Origin of the sequence: Streptomyces sp. NRRL S-31 (assembly GCF_000718775.1) — a bacterium.
In the GTDB taxonomy this organism is placed as follows: Bacteria; Actinomycetota; Actinomycetes; order Streptomycetales; family Streptomycetaceae; genus Streptomyces.
This window is the reverse complement of record NZ_JOCB01000002.1, coordinates 121,478-137,498: the sequence shown is the minus strand read 5'-3', so window position 1 is coordinate 137,498 and position 16,021 is coordinate 121,478. Positions and strand designations below refer to the sequence as shown.

Annotated in this window: 16 protein-coding genes and 1 tRNA gene; 9 read left to right on the top strand and 8 right to left on the bottom strand. The window is 73.2% G+C overall.

Annotation, left to right across the window (positions count from 1 at the left end; genetic code table 11):
- Positions 1–14: 14 nt before the first annotated feature.
- The 3 genes from cysS to IF37_RS0101635 all read left to right on the top strand — a co-directional run bounded on the left by cysS (position 15) and on the right by IF37_RS0101635 (position 4,309).
- Positions 15–1,415, top strand: a complete 1,401-nt coding sequence (gene cysS, locus IF37_RS0101645) for a cysteine--tRNA ligase (protein ID WP_030734876.1) — start codon at positions 15–17, stop codon at positions 1,413–1,415.
- A gap of 87 nt (positions 1,416–1,502) precedes the next feature.
- The gene (gene rlmB, locus IF37_RS0101640; protein ID WP_030734873.1) at positions 1,503–2,444 is read left to right on the top strand and encodes a 23S rRNA (guanosine(2251)-2'-O)-methyltransferase RlmB; all 942 of its coding nucleotides are present in this window, start codon (positions 1,503–1,505) and stop codon (positions 2,442–2,444) included.
- 149 nt (positions 2,445–2,593) lie between these two features.
- Positions 2,594–4,309, top strand: a complete 1,716-nt coding sequence (locus tag IF37_RS0101635) for a DoxX family membrane protein (RefSeq protein WP_173456671.1) — start codon at positions 2,594–2,596, stop codon at positions 4,307–4,309.
- A 189-nt stretch (positions 4,310–4,498) separates the two neighbouring features.
- Here the strand turns inward: IF37_RS0101635 and IF37_RS0101630 are convergent, their stop codons facing one another.
- The 3 genes from IF37_RS0101630 to msiK form a co-directional block, all read right to left on the bottom strand.
- Positions 4,499–5,230 (bottom strand): nucleotidyltransferase family protein, encoded by a 732-nt coding sequence (locus tag IF37_RS0101630; RefSeq protein WP_030734867.1) that lies wholly within the window; start codon positions 5,228–5,230, stop codon positions 4,499–4,501.
- A gap of 80 nt (positions 5,231–5,310) precedes the next feature.
- Positions 5,311–5,772, bottom strand: a complete 462-nt coding sequence (locus IF37_RS0101625; RefSeq protein ID WP_030734864.1) for a hypothetical protein — start codon at positions 5,770–5,772, stop codon at positions 5,311–5,313.
- Between the two features lie 187 nt (positions 5,773–5,959).
- Positions 5,960–7,096, bottom strand: coding sequence for a diacetylchitobiose ABC transporter ATP-binding protein MsiK (msiK, locus tag IF37_RS0101620; protein ID WP_030734861.1), 1,137 nt, complete (start codon positions 7,094–7,096; stop codon positions 5,960–5,962).
- Between the two features lie 218 nt (positions 7,097–7,314).
- Here msiK and IF37_RS0101615 point away from each other — a divergent pair.
- Positions 7,315–7,388, top strand: a tRNA-Thr gene (locus IF37_RS0101615).
- Between the two features lie 38 nt (positions 7,389–7,426).
- Here the strand turns inward: IF37_RS0101615 and IF37_RS0101610 are convergent.
- On the bottom strand, positions 7,427–8,302 hold the full coding sequence (locus tag IF37_RS0101610; protein WP_253915597.1) for an aminoglycoside phosphotransferase family protein: 876 nt from the start codon (positions 8,300–8,302) through the stop codon (positions 7,427–7,429).
- Positions 8,303–8,336: 34 nt separating this feature from the next.
- On the opposite strand from IF37_RS0101610, the gene IF37_RS0101605 reads away from it, so the two are divergent.
- The 3 genes from IF37_RS0101605 to IF37_RS0101595 all read left to right on the top strand — a co-directional run bounded on the left by IF37_RS0101605 (position 8,337) and on the right by IF37_RS0101595 (position 11,188).
- Positions 8,337–8,990: a rhomboid-like protein gene (locus IF37_RS0101605; RefSeq protein ID WP_030734855.1), complete on the top strand. Its 654-nt coding sequence runs from the start codon at positions 8,337–8,339 to the stop codon at positions 8,988–8,990.
- Between the two features lie 10 nt (positions 8,991–9,000).
- Positions 9,001–10,407 carry an FAD-binding oxidoreductase gene (locus tag IF37_RS0101600; protein ID WP_030734852.1) on the top strand — a complete coding sequence of 469 codons (1,407 nt, stop codon included), beginning with the start codon at positions 9,001–9,003 and terminating at the stop codon, positions 10,405–10,407.
- Positions 10,408–10,495: 88 nt separating this feature from the next.
- A complete protein-coding gene (locus tag IF37_RS0101595) occupies positions 10,496–11,188 on the top strand; it encodes a pentapeptide repeat-containing protein (protein WP_106981694.1) in 693 nt (230 codons plus the stop codon).
- Between the two features lie 133 nt (positions 11,189–11,321).
- On the opposite strand, the gene IF37_RS0101590 is transcribed toward IF37_RS0101595, so the two are convergent.
- The gene (locus tag IF37_RS0101590) at positions 11,322–12,716 is read right to left on the bottom strand and encodes a M1 family metallopeptidase (protein ID WP_030734848.1); all 1,395 of its coding nucleotides are present in this window, start codon (positions 12,714–12,716) and stop codon (positions 11,322–11,324) included.
- Positions 12,717–12,787: 71 nt separating this feature from the next.
- Here IF37_RS0101590 and IF37_RS0101585 point away from each other — a divergent pair, with 71 nt between their 5' ends.
- A complete protein-coding gene (locus IF37_RS0101585) occupies positions 12,788–13,288 on the top strand; it encodes a hypothetical protein (protein ID WP_030734846.1) in 501 nt (166 codons plus the stop codon).
- 62 nt (positions 13,289–13,350) lie between these two features.
- On the opposite strand, the gene IF37_RS0101580 is transcribed toward IF37_RS0101585, so the two are convergent.
- Complete coding sequence (locus IF37_RS0101580) at positions 13,351–13,926, bottom strand: TerD family protein (RefSeq protein ID WP_030734843.1); 576 nt, start codon at positions 13,924–13,926, stop codon at positions 13,351–13,353.
- Between the two features lie 168 nt (positions 13,927–14,094).
- On the opposite strand from IF37_RS0101580, the gene arfB reads away from it, so the two are divergent.
- A complete protein-coding gene (arfB, locus tag IF37_RS0101575; protein WP_030734842.1) occupies positions 14,095–14,532 on the top strand; it encodes an alternative ribosome rescue aminoacyl-tRNA hydrolase ArfB in 438 nt (145 codons plus the stop codon).
- 124 nt (positions 14,533–14,656) lie between these two features.
- Here the strand turns inward: arfB and IF37_RS0101570 are convergent, their stop codons facing one another.
- Positions 14,657–15,190 carry a GNAT family N-acetyltransferase gene (locus IF37_RS0101570; protein WP_079165499.1) on the bottom strand — a complete coding sequence of 178 codons (534 nt, stop codon included), beginning with the start codon at positions 15,188–15,190 and terminating at the stop codon, positions 14,657–14,659.
- A 120-nt stretch (positions 15,191–15,310) separates the two neighbouring features.
- A complete protein-coding gene (locus IF37_RS0101565; RefSeq protein WP_079165498.1) occupies positions 15,311–15,883 on the bottom strand; it encodes a flavin reductase family protein in 573 nt (190 codons plus the stop codon).
- Between the last annotated feature and the right edge of the window lie 138 nt (positions 15,884–16,021).

Below are 16,021 nucleotides of genomic sequence, written 5' to 3'. Positions count from 1 at the left end.
ACTACTCTGGAGTGGTGACTATTCGCCTGTACGACACCAGCGCCCGGCAGATCCGTGACTTCTCCCCGCTCAAGCCGGGCTGCGTCTCGATCTACCTGTGTGGCGCCACCGTGCAGGCGGCACCGCACATCGGTCACATCCGCTCGGGCCTCAACTTCGACGTCATGCGCCGCTGGTTCGAGTACCGCGGCTACACGGTGACGTTCATCCGCAACGTCACCGACATCGACGACAAGATCATCGCCAAGAGCCGTGAGCAGGACCGGCCGTGGTGGTCGATCGGATACGAGAACGAGCGCGCCTTCGACGACGGCTACACCGCCCTCGGCTGCCTGCCCCCGACCTACGAGCCCCGCGCCACCGGCCACATCACCGAGATGATCGAGATGATGCAGCGCCTCATCGAGCGCGGGTACGCCTACGAGGCCGACGGCAACGTCTACTTCGACGTACGGTCCTTCCCGGGCTACCTGGAGCTGTCCCGGCAGGAGCTGGACAACCTGCTCCAGCCGTCCGGCGAGGGCGAGACCGGCAAGCGCGACCCGCGCGACTTCGCCATGTGGAAGTCGGCGAAGCCGGGCGAGCCGACCTGGCCGACCCCCTGGGGCCCCGGGCGCCCCGGCTGGCACCTGGAGTGCTCGGCGATGGCCCACAAGTACCTGGGCAGCGCCTTCGACATCCACGGCGGCGGCCTCGACCTGATCTTCCCGCACCACGAGAACGAGATCGCCCAGGCCAAGGCGTACGGCGACGACTTCGCCCGGTACTGGGTGCACAACGCCTGGGTCACCAAGGCCGGCGACAAGATGTCCAAGTCGCTCGGCAACAGCGTCCTGGTCGGCGAGATGGTCAAGCAGTGGCGGCCGGTCGTGCTCCGCTACTACCTGGGCACCCCGCACTACCGCTCGATGATCGAGTACAGCGAGGAGGCGCTGCGCGAGGCGGAGTCCGCGTTCTCCCGGATCGAGGGCTTCGTCCAGCGCGTCACCGAGCTGGCCGGCAAGACCGTCGAGCCGGCCGCCGAGGTCCCGCCCGCCTTCGCCGAGGCGATGGACGACGACCTGGGCGTCCCGCAGGCCCTCGCCGTCGTGCACACCACCGTCCGGCAGGGCAACAGCGCCCTGGCCGCCGACGACAAGGAAGCCGCCGTCGCCCGGCTCGCCGAGGTGCGCGCCATGCTCGGCGTCCTCGGTCTCGACCCGCTCGACGCGCACTGGGCCGGCGAGGGCGACCGGGGCGAGGACCTGAACGGCGTGGTCGACAGCCTCGTCCGCCTCGTCCTCGACCAGCGCGAGTCCGCCCGCGCCCGCAAGGACTGGGCCACCGCCGACGCCATCCGCGACCAGCTCGGCCAGGCCGGTCTGGTCATCGAGGACAGCCCGCAGGGGCCCCGCTGGAGCCTCGGCGCGCGCTGACCCTGCTTGATCGACTGTGCCGCCCGGCCCCCCGGGCGGCACACTGCATAAGACGTACGTACGAAGCTCACGACAGACGGGTAACTCATGGCCGCGAACAACCGCCGCATGTCCGGCAAGAAGGGCGCGCAGGTCGGCAGCGGCGGCAAGCGGCGCCGGGGCCTGGAGGGCAAGGGCCCGACCCCGCCCGCCGAGATGCGCAAGGGACACGTCAAGCAGCGCGTCGCCGCGGCCAAGTCCCGCCGCGCGCAGGGCCGCCCGCAGATGCGCCGGGGCGGTGGCAGGTCCGCCTCCGAACTGGTGGTCGGCCGCAACCCGGTGGTCGAGGCGCTGCGCGAGGGCGTGCCCGCCTCCACCCTCTACGTCCAGCAGTTCATCGACAACGACGAGCGCGTCCGCGAGGCCCTCCAGCTCGCCGCCGAGCGCGGCGGCATCAACCTCATGGAGGCCCCGCGGCCCGAGCTGGACCGCATGACCAACGGCCTCAACCACCAGGGTCTGGTGCTCCAGGTCCCGCCGTACGAGTACGCGCATCCGGAGGACCTCCTCGACGCGGCGGCCGACGAGGGCGAGGACCCGCTGGTCGTCGCCCTGGACGGGGTCACCGACCCGCGCAACCTCGGCGCCGTCGTCCGTTCGGTCTCCGCCTTCGGCGGCCACGGCGTGGTCGTCCCCGAGCGCCGCTCGGCCGGTATGACCGCGGGCGCGTGGAAGACCTCCGCCGGTACGGCCGCGCGCACGCCGGTCGCCCGTGCCACCAACCTCACGCGGGTCCTCGAGGCCTACAAGAAGGCCGGTGTCACGGTGGTCGGTCTGGCCGCGGACGGCGAGGTCGAACTCGGCGAGCTGGAGGCGCTCCAGGGGCCGGTCGCCATCGTCGTCGGCAGCGAGGGCAAGGGCCTGTCCCGCCTGGTCGGCGAGACCTGCGACTACCGGGTCCGCATCCCGATGCCGGGCGGGGCGGAGTCGCTCAACGCCGGTGTGGCGGCGGGCATCGTGCTGTACGAGGCCGCGCGCAGGCGCGGCTGAGGCAGGGCCCGGGCGGTCCGGACACCCGTCCGGACCGTCACCCGCGCGGGGTGATCGAGGCGTCCGAACGGCGCTCGGAACGGCTTTGACGGGGTCCGGACACTTCCGGGCGGTCAAAGCAGTGTCCTAACGCCATGTCACTCGGTTAGATGAGTGTGGACACCAGAACACCCCGCACACCCACGGGGGACCGCTCGTCGGGATTCGACGACGCTCCCGCGCTGAGCATGGTGAAGGTGCCGAGCGATCCGGCGCAGATCATCGTCAATCACGCCAGTTTCCGCGTACAGCTGGGCGCGGCGGCGAGGGGCACCCAGTCCCCACGGATCGCCCGGCACCTGAGCGCCGGCCAGGACTCCGCCCGGATGCCCGTGCTGGGCACGGCGGGCCGGGCGGCCGGCGCCACCGGCCGCCGCCGCCCCGTCGTGTGGAGCGGCAGGTCCGCCCCCGACGACACCGGCGCCCACCGGCTCCTCCAGGCCGTGCGGGGCAGCAGCGTCCGCCACGCCGACGAGCCCGAGGCCGGCGCCACCCAGGTCATCCCGCGCGTCCAGACCGGCTACGCCGACACCTACTCCGGACTCGACCGGACCGTCGAGACCCCGCTCGTCGGCCACCAGCGCACCGCTCCCGACGCCGACGGCACCCGCCTGCTGCCGTCCGTGCGCCCGGGCACCGGGGGCTACGACCACCCGTCCCACCCCGGCGCCGGCTACGAGCCGTACGACGCCCACCCGTACGACAGCCACCCGGCCGACACGTATCCGGCCGACACCCATCCGGCCGGGCCCGCCCCGGACGCCGACGGCCCGCGCTCCGCCCGGCGCCAGGGCGACGACCCGGCCCGGCACGCGTACTACCCCGGCCGCCGGATGAACCTGGGGGTCGTCCTCCTCCCCCTGCGCATCTTCCTGGGCTTCATCTCCGTCTACGCCGGCATGGGCAAGCTGTGCGACCCCGTCTACTTCGACGGCGGCGAGCGCGGCTCCATGGTCAAGTGGCTCAACAGCCTGCACCCCTGGGCCGTCGCCGAGCCGCTGCGCCAGTTCGCCCTGCACCACCCGGTCGGCTCCGGCCTGGTCATCGCCTTCCTCCAGGTCGTCGTCGGCGTCCTGACCGTCCTGGGCTGCTGGCAGCGCGTGGCCGCGGTCGTCGGTGCCCTGCTCTCGGCCGCGCTGCTCGTCACCGTCAGCTGGAAGACGGTCCCGGTCTACGACGCGCCGGACATCATCTGCCTCGCCGCCTGGTCGCCGCTGATCATCGCCGGTGCCCCCGTCTACTCCGTGGACGGCCGGCTCGCAGGCGGCGCCTGGCGCCGGCTCGGCCCCCGCTCCGACATCTGGGAACTGCGCCGCTACGTGCTGCGCCGCGGCGCGCTGATCACGGCCGTCACGGTCGGTCTGACCCTGCTGGCCGGCTCCCTGCTGGGCGGCGCGGTCCGCGACTCCAGCCGCGTGGTCGTGCCCGGCCCCGGCGAGGCCCCCCGCAACCAGCTCCCCGGCTCCCCGCTCCCCGAGGAGCCCGGCGAGCGGGGCACGAGCACGCCGACGGCGCCCGCCTCGCCGACCGGCGGCGCCACGGCCGGCGCGAGCCCCTCCGGCGCGGCGACGACCCCGGGCGCGAGCCGGGCCACCACCGGCGCCACCACCACGACGCCCAGCCAGACCCAGGGCGCCACGGGCCAGGTCCCGCTCCGCCAGAGCGCCCCGACGGGCGGCGCCCCGAGCACCACGGCGGGGCCGACGACCACGGGCGGCACCAGCACCTCCGGCGGCGCCCCCGCGTCGACGGGCGGCGGCACCACCGGCTCGGGCGGCAGCACTTCCTCGGGCCAGCCGGGCCTGGTGGGCGGGCTGCTGGGCTGACGGCGGCTCGACGGCGGCTCGACGACACCAGACAGCACGACGGCACGACGGACAAGGGCCCCGTACCTCTCGCAGGTACGGGGCCCTTCGCGGTTGTCGGTGACCGAGGTTGTTCGCGGTTACCGGTGGCCGAGGCTGTCGATGAGCGCGGCCGTCGGTGAAGGCTGCGCCGTGAATGACGGCGGTCCGTCAGCGGCCCAGCGCCGCCAGCTCCTTGGCCGCCTCCGTCAGGTCCTTGGCGGTGTCGATGGCCCGCCAGTACGCCCCGTGCGGGATGGGGAAGCCGGCCAGCTTCCGTTCCCGGGCCAGCCGCGGGAACGTCGTCCGCTCGTGGTCCCCGCGCTCGGGCAGCAGCGAGGCGAACCCCGGCGAGAAGACGTACACGCCCGCGTTGATCTCGAACGTGGACGGCGGCGCCTCGATGAAGTCGGTGATGTGCCCGAATCCGTCGGTCTGCACCGCGCCCCACGGGATGCGCGGACGGGCCAGCGCCAGGGTGGCGACCGCGTCCCGCTCGGTGTGGAAGTCGGCCATCTCCCGCAGCGAGAACCGCGTCCAGATGTCGCCGTTGGTGGCGTACCAGGGCTGGTCGGGGTGGGGCAGCCGGGCCGCCGCGTACCGCAGACCGCCGCCGCGGCCGAGGGGCTCGGTCTCCACGACGGTGGTGACGGAGACGGGCAGGTCGGCGGAGTCCAGCCACTTCTGGAGCACGTCGGCGAGGTGGCCGCAGGAGACCACGACGTCCGTCACGCCTTCCTCGGCGAGCCAGGTGAGCTGGTGGCCGATGATCGGAGTGCCCGTACCGGGGATCTCGACCATCGGCTTGGGCCGGTCGTCGGTGTACGGACGCAGCCGGGAGCCCTGGCCCCCGGCCAGGACCACGGCTTGAGTGGGGCGCGGCGCGGCGCTCGGATGGGTCATGACCGCACTGTACGTGGCGCCCCACCGCCGTGGACCGGCGGCGACGCGTTCCCCGGGGGAGGCGTCGCCGGTGTCCCGCCTCAGCTGTGGGCGGCCAGGACGCCCGAGGCGAAGGCCGTGTCGCACACGGGCCGGGCGTAAGACTGGGCGCGCGAGGCGCCGTAGAGGCGCACCGCGGCCGTGCCGAGGGCGCGGGCGATGGAGGAGCAGTGCCGGGCCAGCGCGGGACGACCGTTGACGGCCCGCTGGAGGTGGCCGAGCACCACGCCCGGGTCCTTGTGCCGGAGTTCGGTCATCAGCTGGTCGCGGAGCACGTCCTGCGGGGCGCGGGCGGCCGACCTGGTGGAGATCTCCGCCGAGGAGACGTCGGAGGCGGCCAGCACCGAGCTGGAGGGACTCCCCGTCCAGTTGACCCGGGTGACCGCGAGGGTCCCGGAGAGCACCATGACGACGGGCAGGACGAGGGCGAGAGTGCGGCCGATCCGGCGGGCAGGGCCGCCCCGGTGGCCGCGTCGCGTCTGTGGGGTGGTGGAGTGCTTCACGCGTGTGAGGGTAGCGCCCCGTAATGACACGGAGACCGTGCGTCACCCTTATGGGGGATGAGACGGGGCTGCTTTCTGGGTAAGGGGTTGACGTCCACGGCCCGGAGGGCTCGTGGCGCCGGGGCCCCGCCCCGCTCGTGCGAAGGGCCCCGCGGTCCGGCCGCGGGGCCCTTCGTCGTCCGGTGGGTCAGTCGGACAGCCGCTCGCCCGTGGACGTGGAGAACACGTGGGTCTCACCCGGCCGCGGCACCACGTGCACCGTGGAGCCCTTCTCCGGCACGGCGCGGCTGCTGACGCGGACCACCAGGTCCCGCTTCTCGCCGCCGACCTCGACGGTGCCGTAGACGTAGCCGTCGGCGCCGGTCTCCTCGACGACGTTCACCGAGACGGCGAGACCGGCCGGGGCGTCCGCGCTGTCCTTGGACAGGGACGCGGCGGCACCGCCGCCGTGCTCCACCACGTCGAAGTGCTCGGGGCGGACGCCGACGGTCACCGTGCGGTCACCCTTGTCGGCGGCGGCCTTCAGGGCCTCCCGGCTGACGGGGACGACGCTGTTGCCGAACTTCACGCCGCCGTCGGTGATCGGGACCTCGACCAGGTTCATGGCGGGGGAGCCGATGAAGCCGGCGACGAAGAGGTTCGCGGGCTTGTCGTACATGTTCCGCGGCGAGTCGACCTGCTGGAGCAGACCGTCCTTGAGGACCGCCACGCGGTCGCCCATCGTCATGGCCTCGACCTGGTCGTGGGTGACGTAGACGGTGGTGATGCCCAGGCGGCGCTGGAGGGACGCGATCTGCGTACGGGTGGAGACGCGGAGCTTGGCGTCCAGGTTGGACAGCGGCTCGTCCATGAGGAAGACCTGCGGCTCCCGGACGATCGCGCGGCCCATGGCGACACGCTGGCGCTGACCGCCGGAGAGCGCCTTCGGCTTGCGGTCCAGGTACTCGGTGAGGTCGAGGATCTTCGCGGCCTCCTCGACCTTCTGCCGGATCTCCGCCTTGTTGACGCCGGCGATCTTGAGCGCGAAGCCCATGTTGTCGGCGACCGTCATGTGCGGGTAGAGGGCGTAGTTCTGGAACACCATGGCGATGTCCCGGTCCTTGGGCGGCAGGTGCGTGACGTCGCGGTCGCCGATGCGGATGGCACCGCCGTTGACGTCCTCCAGGCCCGCGAGCATCCGCAGGGAGGTGGACTTGCCGCAACCGGACGGGCCGACCAGGACGAGGAACTCGCCGTCCTCGATCGCGATCTCGAGACCGTCGACGGCGGGCTTGGTGGCACCCGGGTAGATCCGGGTCGCCTTGTCGAACGTGACTGTGGCCATGGTGAATGGGCCCCCTTCTACCGGCAGGAACGTGCCGGACGATCCGTTGTAGGAAGGTGGTTGGTGTAGTCCACGCGGGTGAACTGGATCAGGACGGTACCTGGCGTTCACCCGATCTGTCAGTAGGTCCAACCCTGTGAACTTCACGGAAATTCTCTCCGGTGCCGCGCCGGGACGTGGGTAGACTGCACAGGCACGCACGCGCTGCGCGCGCGCAGGCCTCCTTAGCTCAGCTGGTCAGAGCGCCGCTCTTGTAAAGCGAAGGTCGTCGGTTCGAATCCGACAGGGGGCTCTTCGAGGCCCGGGTGGGTGTGTTCCGCCCGGGTCCTGTCATGCCAGCCGGCGGGCGATCTCCAGTTGGCGTTCCTCGATCGGGCGGCCGTCCTCCAGGTCCCACAGGGCGTTCTGGAGCAGGCGGCCGTACGTCCAGGCGCGGGCGCGGTCCCGGTCCAGGCCGAGGACCTCGGTCATCGCGTCGAACCGCCAGCGGACCTCGGCCGCGTCGAAGCGGTTGTCCAGGGCGGGCCACAGCTCGAAGCCGGGGTCGCCGGCCAGTGGTTTGGGGTCGATGGCGAGCCAGTCGGCGCGGTCGGCGGCGAGGACGTTCTCGTCGTGCAGGTCCCAGTGCAGCAGCCGGTCGCCGGGTTCGCCGGCGACCTCGCGGACGGCGGCGGCGCAGTCGGCGACGATCCGGCGGGCGGCCGGGTCCGTGACGCGCTCCAGAGCCCGGGGGGTCCGCTCCAGCATGGCCGCGGTGATGTCGCCGAGCCGGCGCAGTCCGGGCGGGGCCGGGAAGGAGGTCAGGTGGGCCAGCAGCCGGGCGATGACCAGGACCGCCTCGCGGGTGTCGTCGAGGCCGGCCAGCATCCGGGTCTCGTCCAGCCGCTCCAGGAGCATGGTGCCGGTGGCCGGGTCGTGGTCGAGGAGGCGTACGGCGCCGTCGCCGTCCCAGATCCGCAGCGCGACCGGTTCGCCCTCGCTCTCCGCGTCGCGCAACTGGAGCTTGAGCACCGCGCGCAGCCCGTCGGCACGGACGACCGGCAGCACCAGGGCGCTGACGCCGTTCATCGACGGCCCGTCGAGCCGGAGCCGCCAGCGGTCCAGGAAGCCGGCCGCGAGGTCCGGCAGCCCGTCGATGAACGCCCGCCCCGCCGCGCCGTTGTACCTCTCCTGCGCCTCGGCCAGCCCACCGGGGATGTCGATCACGAATCGGACGATACCGGCGTGGGTGAATCGGGTCATGCGAATTATCCGGGGCGTGAGCGGGGTGTGGGCGTACGTCCGCAGTGCTCCCGGCACCTATGTGTGGCTGGGCATCCTGTTCGTCACGACCGTGGTGCTGCACCACATGCCACCGGGGTTCGAGCAGAACTTCCTGCGGCACCGGTCGACCAACATCCACGAGCTGTCGCACACGCCGGTGCGGGTCCTGGTGGCGAGCGCGATGTGGAACGAGAGCGGGCACTGGCTGCCGTACGCCTTCCTGTACACGGTGTTCCACGCGCCGGCCGAGCGCTGGCTGGGCACGGCCCGCTGGCTGGCGGTGTGCGCCCTCGCCCACGTCCTGGCCTCGCTGATCAGCGAGGCCATGCTGCTGGCGGCGATCAGCCGGGGCCTGGCGCCGTCGACGGCGGCCGACACCCTGGACATCGGCGTGAGTTACGCGCTGGCCGGGGTGATCGCGGTGCTCGGCTACCGGATCGCGGCGCCCTGGCGGTACGGGTACCTGGCGGCGGTGCTCGCCGTGTTCGCCCTGCCGCTGGCCGCCGGGCGGACCTTCACCGATGTCGGCCACTTCACCGCGGTGCTGATCGGCCTCGCCTGCCGTCCGCTGGTCAAAGGGCGCGCGAAACCATGGAATCCGAAGGAGACACTGGCCGGGCTCAGGGGTTAACGTCCCGGCCATGAGCAGCTCGGGAAGCAGTGTCGTCAACGGTGGCATCTCGTTCTGGTACGCGGACGACGGTCTTCCGGCGGTGCGGGAGCCGCTGTCCGGGGACGCGACCGCCGACGTGGTCGTGGTCGGCGGTGGTTACACGGGCCTGTGGACGGCGTACTACCTGAAGAAGGCGGCGCCCTTCCTGCGGATCACCGTGCTGGAGCAGAAGTTCTGCGGGTACGGCGCCTCCGGCCGCAACGGCGGCTGGCTGTACAACGGGATCGCGGGCCGGGACCGGTACGCGAAGCTGCACGGGCATGAGGCCGCCGTACGGCTCCAGAAGGCGATGAACGAGACGGTGGCCGAGGTGGTCGCGGTCGCCGGCGCGGAGCGGATCGACGCCGGGGTGCACCAGGGCGGGGTCCTGGAAGTGGCCACGACCCCGGCGCAGTTGGCGCGGCTGAAGGCGTTCCACGAGCACGAGCTGGCGTACGGGGAGAAGGACCGGGAGCTGTACGGCGCCCGGGAGACCGCCGAGCGGATCAGGGTGGCGGACGCGGTCGGCTCCGCCTGGACCCCGCACGGGGCCCGGCTGCACCCGGTGAAGCTGGTCAAGGGGCTCGCGGCGGCGGTGGAGGCGCTGGGGGTGACGATCCACGAGTCGACGCCGGTGACGGAGATCCGTCCCAAGCACGCGGTCACCCCCTACGGCACCGTCCGCGCCCCCTACGTGCTGCGCTGCACCGAGGGCTTCACCGCCTCCCTGAAGGGCCAGCGGCGGACCTGGCTGCCGATGAACTCCTCGATGATCGCGACCGAGCCGCTCACCGAGGAGCAGTGGGCGGCGATCGGCTGGGCGGGCCGGGAGACGCTCGGCGACATGGCGCACGCCTACATGTACGCCCAGCGCACGGCCGACGGCCGGATCGCGCTCGGCGGGCGCGGGGTGCCGTACCGCTTCGGCTCGCGCACCGACAACGACGGCCGCACCCAGCCGGCGACCGTCGAGGCCCTGCGCGAGATCCTGACCCGCTTCTTCCCGTCCCTCGCGGGCGTCCGGGTCGAGCACGCCTGGTCCGGTGTCCTCGGCGTGCCGCGCGACTGGTGCGCGACCGTCACGCTGGACCGCTCCACCGGCCTGGGCTGGGCCGGCGGGTACGTCGGCTCCGGCGTCGCCACCGCCAACCTGGCCGCGCGCACCCTGCGCGACCTGGTCCAGCGGGACTCCGGGCAGGGCGGCCGGACCGAGCTGACGGAGCTGCCCTGGGTGAACCACAAGGTCCGCAAGTGGGAGCCGGAGCCCTTCCGCTGGCTGGGCGTGCAGGGCATGTACGCCACCTACCGCACGGCGGACCAGCGCGAACGCCTGCGTCCGGGGCTGGAGTCCTCGCGGCTGGCGAAGCTCGCGGACCGGGTGGCGGGCCGGCACTGACCCGTCCCGGCCGGTCGGGTCCCGTCCCGTCCCGGCCGGTCCGGCCCGGTCCGGGGCGGTTGTCAGTGGCGGGGTGCAGCATGGGCGCATGGTGAGGCGAGCGACGGAGAGCCGGTCCGGTGGCCGGGCGGCGGTGCGGGGCGCGCGGCGGCCGGAGGTCCGGCTGCCGCCGCTGGAGCCCTGGACGGACGGCGGGCTGGAGCCGGACGGCGACTACGACGGGCTGGAGTTCCGGGAGCTGGACCTGGCCGGGCAGGACGGCATGGGCGCCCGGTTCATGGACTGCGCGCTGACGGGCTGCGCGGTGGACGGGACGGCGCTGGGCCGGGCCCGGGTGCTCGACTCGGTCCTGACCGGGCTGCGCGGTGTCGGCACGGAGCTGGCCGAGTCGACCTTCCGCGACGTCGAGCTGGTCGACGCGCGGCTGGGCGGCACCCAGATGCACGGCGCCGTGCTGGAGCGGGTGGTGGTCCGGGGCGGCAAGATCGACTACCTGAACCTGCGCGAGGCCCGGCTGAAGGACGTCGTCTTCGACTCCTGCGTGCTGGTCGAGCCGGACTTCGCGGGCGCGCGGCTGGAGCGGGTGGAGTTCACCGGCTGCGCCCTGCGCGGGGCCGACTTCGGCAACGCCACCCTGAAGGACGTCGACCTGCGCGGCGCCGCGCCCCTGGAGATCTCCCGTGGCCTGGACCGGCTGTCCGGCGCGGTGATCGGCACGGGCCAACTGCTGGACCTGGCGCCGGTGCTGGCGGCGGAGCTGGGCATCAGGGTGGAGGACTGAACGGTGTGCGGCCCGCGCGGGAGCGGGAGCGGGAGCGGGCTCGGGGACCTGCCGTCCGTCCTCCCGCCCGGCCGCCTGCGCGTCCTCCCGTCCGGCCACTCGCGTGTCCTCCTGTCCGTCCTCCCGTCCGTCCTCAGGGGCGGGCCGGTCTGCCGTCGCCGTACAGCCAGTCCTTCCAGATCTCGGTGAAGTCCTCGTCCGGTGCCGTCCGCCGCACGTACGCGGTGAAGTCGGCGGTGGTGGCGGTGGCGTGGCGGTGGGCTGTGGCCCAGCCCCGCAGCAGGGCGCGGAAGGTGTCGTCGCCGGTCCTCTGCCGGATCTTCTGGAGGACCATCGCGCCGCGCTGGTAGACGGGGCTGCCGGAGATGTGCGCGGCGCTCGGCGGCTCCGCCGGGGGGAAGGCCCAGATCTCGGGGTGGTCGCCCTCGTACAGACGGGTGAAGGTCTGCTGGGCGGTGGGGCCGCCGTGGTCCTCGTCGTACAGCCACTGCGCGTACGTAGCGAAACCCTCGTTGAGCCACATGTCCCGCCAGGACCCGGGGGTGACCGAGTCGCCGTACCACTGGTGGGCCAGTTCGTGCACCAGGGTCGAGGTGTCGGGGGCGCCGGGGAAGACCGGGCGGTTCTGCGTCTCCAGGGCGTAGCCGGCGTCGTCCCGGCGGTCGACGATCGCGCCGGTGGAGGAGAAGGGGTACGGCCCGAAGGCGTCCTCCTCCCAGCCGATGATCCCGGGGATCTTCGCGAGCACCCCGGCGCTCGCCGCGGCCTCGGCGGGGTCGACGGCGGTGACGACGGGCAGCCCGTGCGGGCCCGTGGTGCGGGTGATGTCGAAGTGCCCGATGGCGACGGTGGCGAGGTAGCTCGCCATGGGCTCGGCGGTGTGCCAGTGGTAGGCCGTACGGCCGCCCCGCGTGCGCTGTTTTGCCGGCTCCCCGTTGGAGACGGCCTGGAGTCCCTCCGGGACGGTGACGGTGAGGTCGTAGGCCGCCTTGTCCGAGGGGTGGTGGTTGCCGGGGAACCAGGCCGCCGAGCCGACGGGTTCGCCGAGGGCCAGCGCGCCGTCGGCGGTGGGCAGCCAGCCCTCCGCGGAGCCGTCGGGGTCGGTGAGGGTGCGCGGGGTGCCCGAGTAGCGGACGGTGGTGCGGAAGGTGTCGCCCGCGGTGAGGGCGGTGCGCGGGCGGACGGTGAGTTCCCGCCCGGCGCGCTCCCAGCGGGCGTCCTCGCCCCGCACGCGGACGGAGTCGACGCGCAGCCCGGCGAGGTCGAGGTCGAAGGCGGACAGGTCCCGGGTGGCCCGGGCGGTGACGACCGCGGTGCCGGTGAGCCGGCGGCCGGCCGGGGTGTAGTCCAGGGTGAGGTCGTAGTGGCCGACGTCGTAGCCGCCGTTGCCGGCCTTCGGGAAGTACGGGTCGCCCAGCCCGGCGCCGCCCGGGACGCCTCGACCGCTGCCGCCGCCGCACGCGGTGCCGGTGAGGGCGAGGGCGAGCAGGACGGCGATCACCGGGACAAGGCGTACGGACCGGGACATGTCACCGATCGTAGGCGGGCGGGGGCGCACCGAGGGCGGTCCCCGGCGGACCGGCGTGACACCATCTCCCCGTGCTCGACATCGGCTACGCCCTCTCCAACCGGTTCCCGGACCCGCCGCAGACCGACTACCGGCGCGCGGACGTGCACGCGCTGCGGCACGACCTGTTCTGCGGGGACGTCTACCTCGCGGACACCGAGACCGACCGGGAGCTGTCCACGGCCTGGGGATGGGTGCCGGTGCTGGACTTCGCGTGGGCGCTGTGCGACATCGTGGAACTGCTGGACCGGGACCCGATGGGCTCCCGCGCGGCCCGGCCGCAGCGGGCGGAGCTGGACTTCACCGAGTCCAGCGACCGGATGCTGTTCGAGCGCCGCTTCGGCTGGGTCGACATCACCTCGGACTGGTCGCCGGCCGAGGAGCCCCCGCTCTCCTTCTCCCACACCGCGCTGCGCCGGGAGGCCCGGGACTTCCTCCACGACCTGCTCGCGGACCTGACCGACCTGCACGAGGACCTGGCGGAGAACCCGGCCCTCTGGACGCTCCAGGCCCGTTTCCCGCGGCTGCCGTGAGCCCGCCCGGGGCGGCGGGCCCCCGGGCGGACGCCGGGGGACCCGCGCGCCGGGTCCGGTGCTCAGACGTTCACGCCGAAGTCCTGCGCGATGCCGACCAGGCCCGAGGCGTAGCCCTGGCCGACCGCGCGGAACTTCCACTCCGCGCCGTTGCGGTACAGCTCGCCGAAGATCATGGCGGTCTCGGTGGCCGCGTCCTCGGACAGGTCGTAGCGCGCGATCTCGGCGCCGCCGGCCTGGTTGACGATGCGGATGTAGGCGTTGCGGACCTGGCCGAAGTTCTGGCCGCGGTTCTCCGCGTCGTAGATGGAGACCGGGAAGACGACCTTGTCGATGTCGGCCGGGAGCGCGGCCAGGTTGACGTTGATCGACTCGTCGTCGCCGGAGCCCTCGCCCGTGCGGTTGTCACCGGTGTGGACGATCGAGTTGTCCGGGGTCTGCTTGTTGTTGAAGAAGACGAAGTGGCCGTCCGAGTAGACCCTGCCCTGCCCGTTCACCGCGATGGCCGAGGCGTCCAGGTCGAAGTCCGTGCCGGTGGTGGTGCGGACGTCCCAGCCGAGTCCCACGGTGACGGCGGTCAGGCCCGGAGCCTCCTTGGTGAGCGAGACGTTGCCACCCTTGGACAGGCTTACAGCCATGTTGGGAGTCCCTTCCTTTAGATACCCGTGCATATCGGTGCACTGCTGTGCCGACGAAGCTACCGTCACCCGGGACAACGTCGCGGGGGGTCCCGGTGGTTCCGGGTCCCTTTACCTTTTTTACCGAGCCGGAAATCCAGGTGACGGGTGCCGGGCCCGGCCGGGAACATGGGATACATGTCCGGGCCCTACTTCATCCGTGGCTCCGTCTCGCTCCCCGAGGCCGAGCTGATGTGGCGTTTCTCCAGGTCGTCCGGGCCCGGTGGACAGCACGTCAACACCAGCGACTCACAGGTGGAACTCCGTTTCGACCTCGCGCGCACCGAGGCGCTGCCCGCGGTGTGGAAGGAACGGGCGCTGGACCGGCTGGCCGGCCGCCTGGTCGACGGGGTGGTGTCCGTACGGGCCTCCGAGCACCGCTCGCAGTGGCGCAACCGCGAGGCCGCCGCCGTACGCCTCGCCGCGCTGCTCGCCGAGGTCACCGCGCCGCCGCCGAAGCCCCGCAGGCCGACCCGCGTCCCGCGCGGCATCAACGAACGCCGGCTGCGCGAGAAGAAGGCGCGCGCGCAGACCAAGCGCGGCCGGTCGGGGCGGGACTGGGGCTGAGGGCCCGTCGCCCGTCCGGTGCCGGTGGACGGCGTCACCGGTCCGGCGGTGTTCGCCGACGGCCGGCCGAAGCGGGTCCCGGCCGTCACCTTCGTCGCCGGCCGCGTCTTGGCGGTCGACATCGTCACCGAGCCGTCCCGGCCGGCGGACCCGACCGCCGGGGCTGTCCAGGGGGCGTGGGGGCGGGCCGGTCGCGGGGGCGGAGGGGCAGCACCCCCACCGTCTGGTCCCCGCTCAGCTCCCCGTTCTCCCGGAAGCCGAGGCGGTGGTAGAACGCCCCCGGGCCGTCCGGGCCGGGATGCCAGCTGACGTACAGCTCCGTGCCGCCGCGGCGGCGGATCTCGGCGGCCACGGCGTCGACCGCGAACCGGCCGTAGCCCCGGCCCTGTTCGCCGGCGGCGATGTTCAGCCGCCACAGCCCGGAGCGGCGCAGGCTCCCGTCGCCGTGCCAGTCGATGTCGAGGAAGGCCATCAGGAAGCCGACCGCCCGTCCCTCGTCCACGATCAGGCGCGGCCAGGCGACCCCGGCCGGATGGACGTACGCCTCGGCGAGGGACCGCACGACGGGTGCCACGGCGTGCTCCTGGCCGGGGCGGACGCGGATGCCGACGGCGGTCTCGAAGTTGTGCGGGGTGACCGCTTCCAGACGGGGTGCCATCCGCGCACCGTAAGCGGAGCGCCCCCGCCGAAGCCACGGAATTGTTCCCGGCCCCGGCGCCATGGGATCCGGTCCGGACCGGCGTTCCCGGACCGGCGTTCCGGGCCCGTGTCCGAGGGCTCAGCCCAACTGCCGGTACCGGCTGCGGAAGTGGAGCAGCGGTCCGCCCTCGGTGCCGGGCACGTGCGCGGTGAGGACGCGGCCGATGACCAGGGTGTGGTCGCCGGCCGCCACCCGCTGCTCGGTGCGGCACTCCAGGGTGGCCAGCGCGCCCCCGACCAGCGGGGCGCCGGTGGCCTCGCCGCGGACGCAGGGGATGTCCTCGAAGAGCAGCCGGTCGCTGATCCGGCCCTTCATGGCGAAGCGGCCCGCGATGTGCCGCTGGCTCTCGGCGAGGACCGACACCGCCCACAGCGGCTGTTCCGCGAGGAGGTCGTCCATGCGGGAGCCCTCGCGCAGGCTGACCAGCACCAGCGGCGGGTCGAGGGAGACGGACATGAAGGCGGTGGCGGTCATGCCGACGTCCTCCACGCCCGGCGCCCCCGGGTCGTCCGGGTCCAGCGGCGGTTCCTGCGCGGTGACCAGGACCACGCCCGCGGCCAGCCGGGACATCGCGGCCCGGAACTCGTCGTCGCTCACCCCCTCAGCATGCCCGGAAGTCAGGGGGGTGGTGGGGGAGGGAGTCTTCAGCACGCCGGAAACGCTAGTCTTCGCGCGGCGCGGGGCGCATCGGGCCTTCGTCCGAGCCGGGTCCTAGGACCAGCGGCGCATTCATCCGTGCATCATGTGAGCACACCTGTACGCATCGCGTCCGGTGAACGCACGGGGCAA

Bases quoted from the DNA above. Each gene is read 5' to 3' on its own strand.
- msiK (WP_030734861.1), bottom strand. From the start codon at position 7,096: ATGGCCACAGTCACGTTCGACAAGGCGACCCGGATCTACCCGGGTGCC.
- IF37_RS0101590 (WP_030734848.1), bottom strand. From the start codon at position 12,716: ATGTCCCGGTCCGTACGCCTTGTCCCGGTGATCGCCGTCCTGCTCGCC.
- arfB (WP_030734842.1), top strand. From the start codon at position 14,095: ATGGGATACATGTCCGGGCCCTACTTCATCCGTGGCTCCGTCTCGCTC.
- IF37_RS0101635 (WP_173456671.1), top strand. From the start codon at position 2,594: ATGAGTGTGGACACCAGAACACCCCGCACACCCACGGGGGACCGCTCG.
- rlmB (WP_030734873.1), top strand. From the start codon at position 1,503: ATGGCCGCGAACAACCGCCGCATGTCCGGCAAGAAGGGCGCGCAGGTC.
- IF37_RS0101570 (WP_079165499.1), bottom strand. From the start codon at position 15,190: ATGGCACCCCGTCTGGAAGCGGTCACCCCGCACAACTTCGAGACCGCC.
- IF37_RS0101600 (WP_030734852.1), top strand. From the start codon at position 9,001: ATGAGCAGCTCGGGAAGCAGTGTCGTCAACGGTGGCATCTCGTTCTGG.
- IF37_RS0101605 (WP_030734855.1), top strand. From the start codon at position 8,337: ATGCGAATTATCCGGGGCGTGAGCGGGGTGTGGGCGTACGTCCGCAGT.
- IF37_RS0101580 (WP_030734843.1), bottom strand. From the start codon at position 13,926: ATGGCTGTAAGCCTGTCCAAGGGTGGCAACGTCTCGCTCACCAAGGAG.
- IF37_RS0101595 (WP_106981694.1), top strand. From the start codon at position 10,496: ATGGTGAGGCGAGCGACGGAGAGCCGGTCCGGTGGCCGGGCGGCGGTG.
- IF37_RS0101630 (WP_030734867.1), bottom strand. From the start codon at position 5,230: ATGACCCATCCGAGCGCCGCGCCGCGCCCCACTCAAGCCGTGGTCCTG.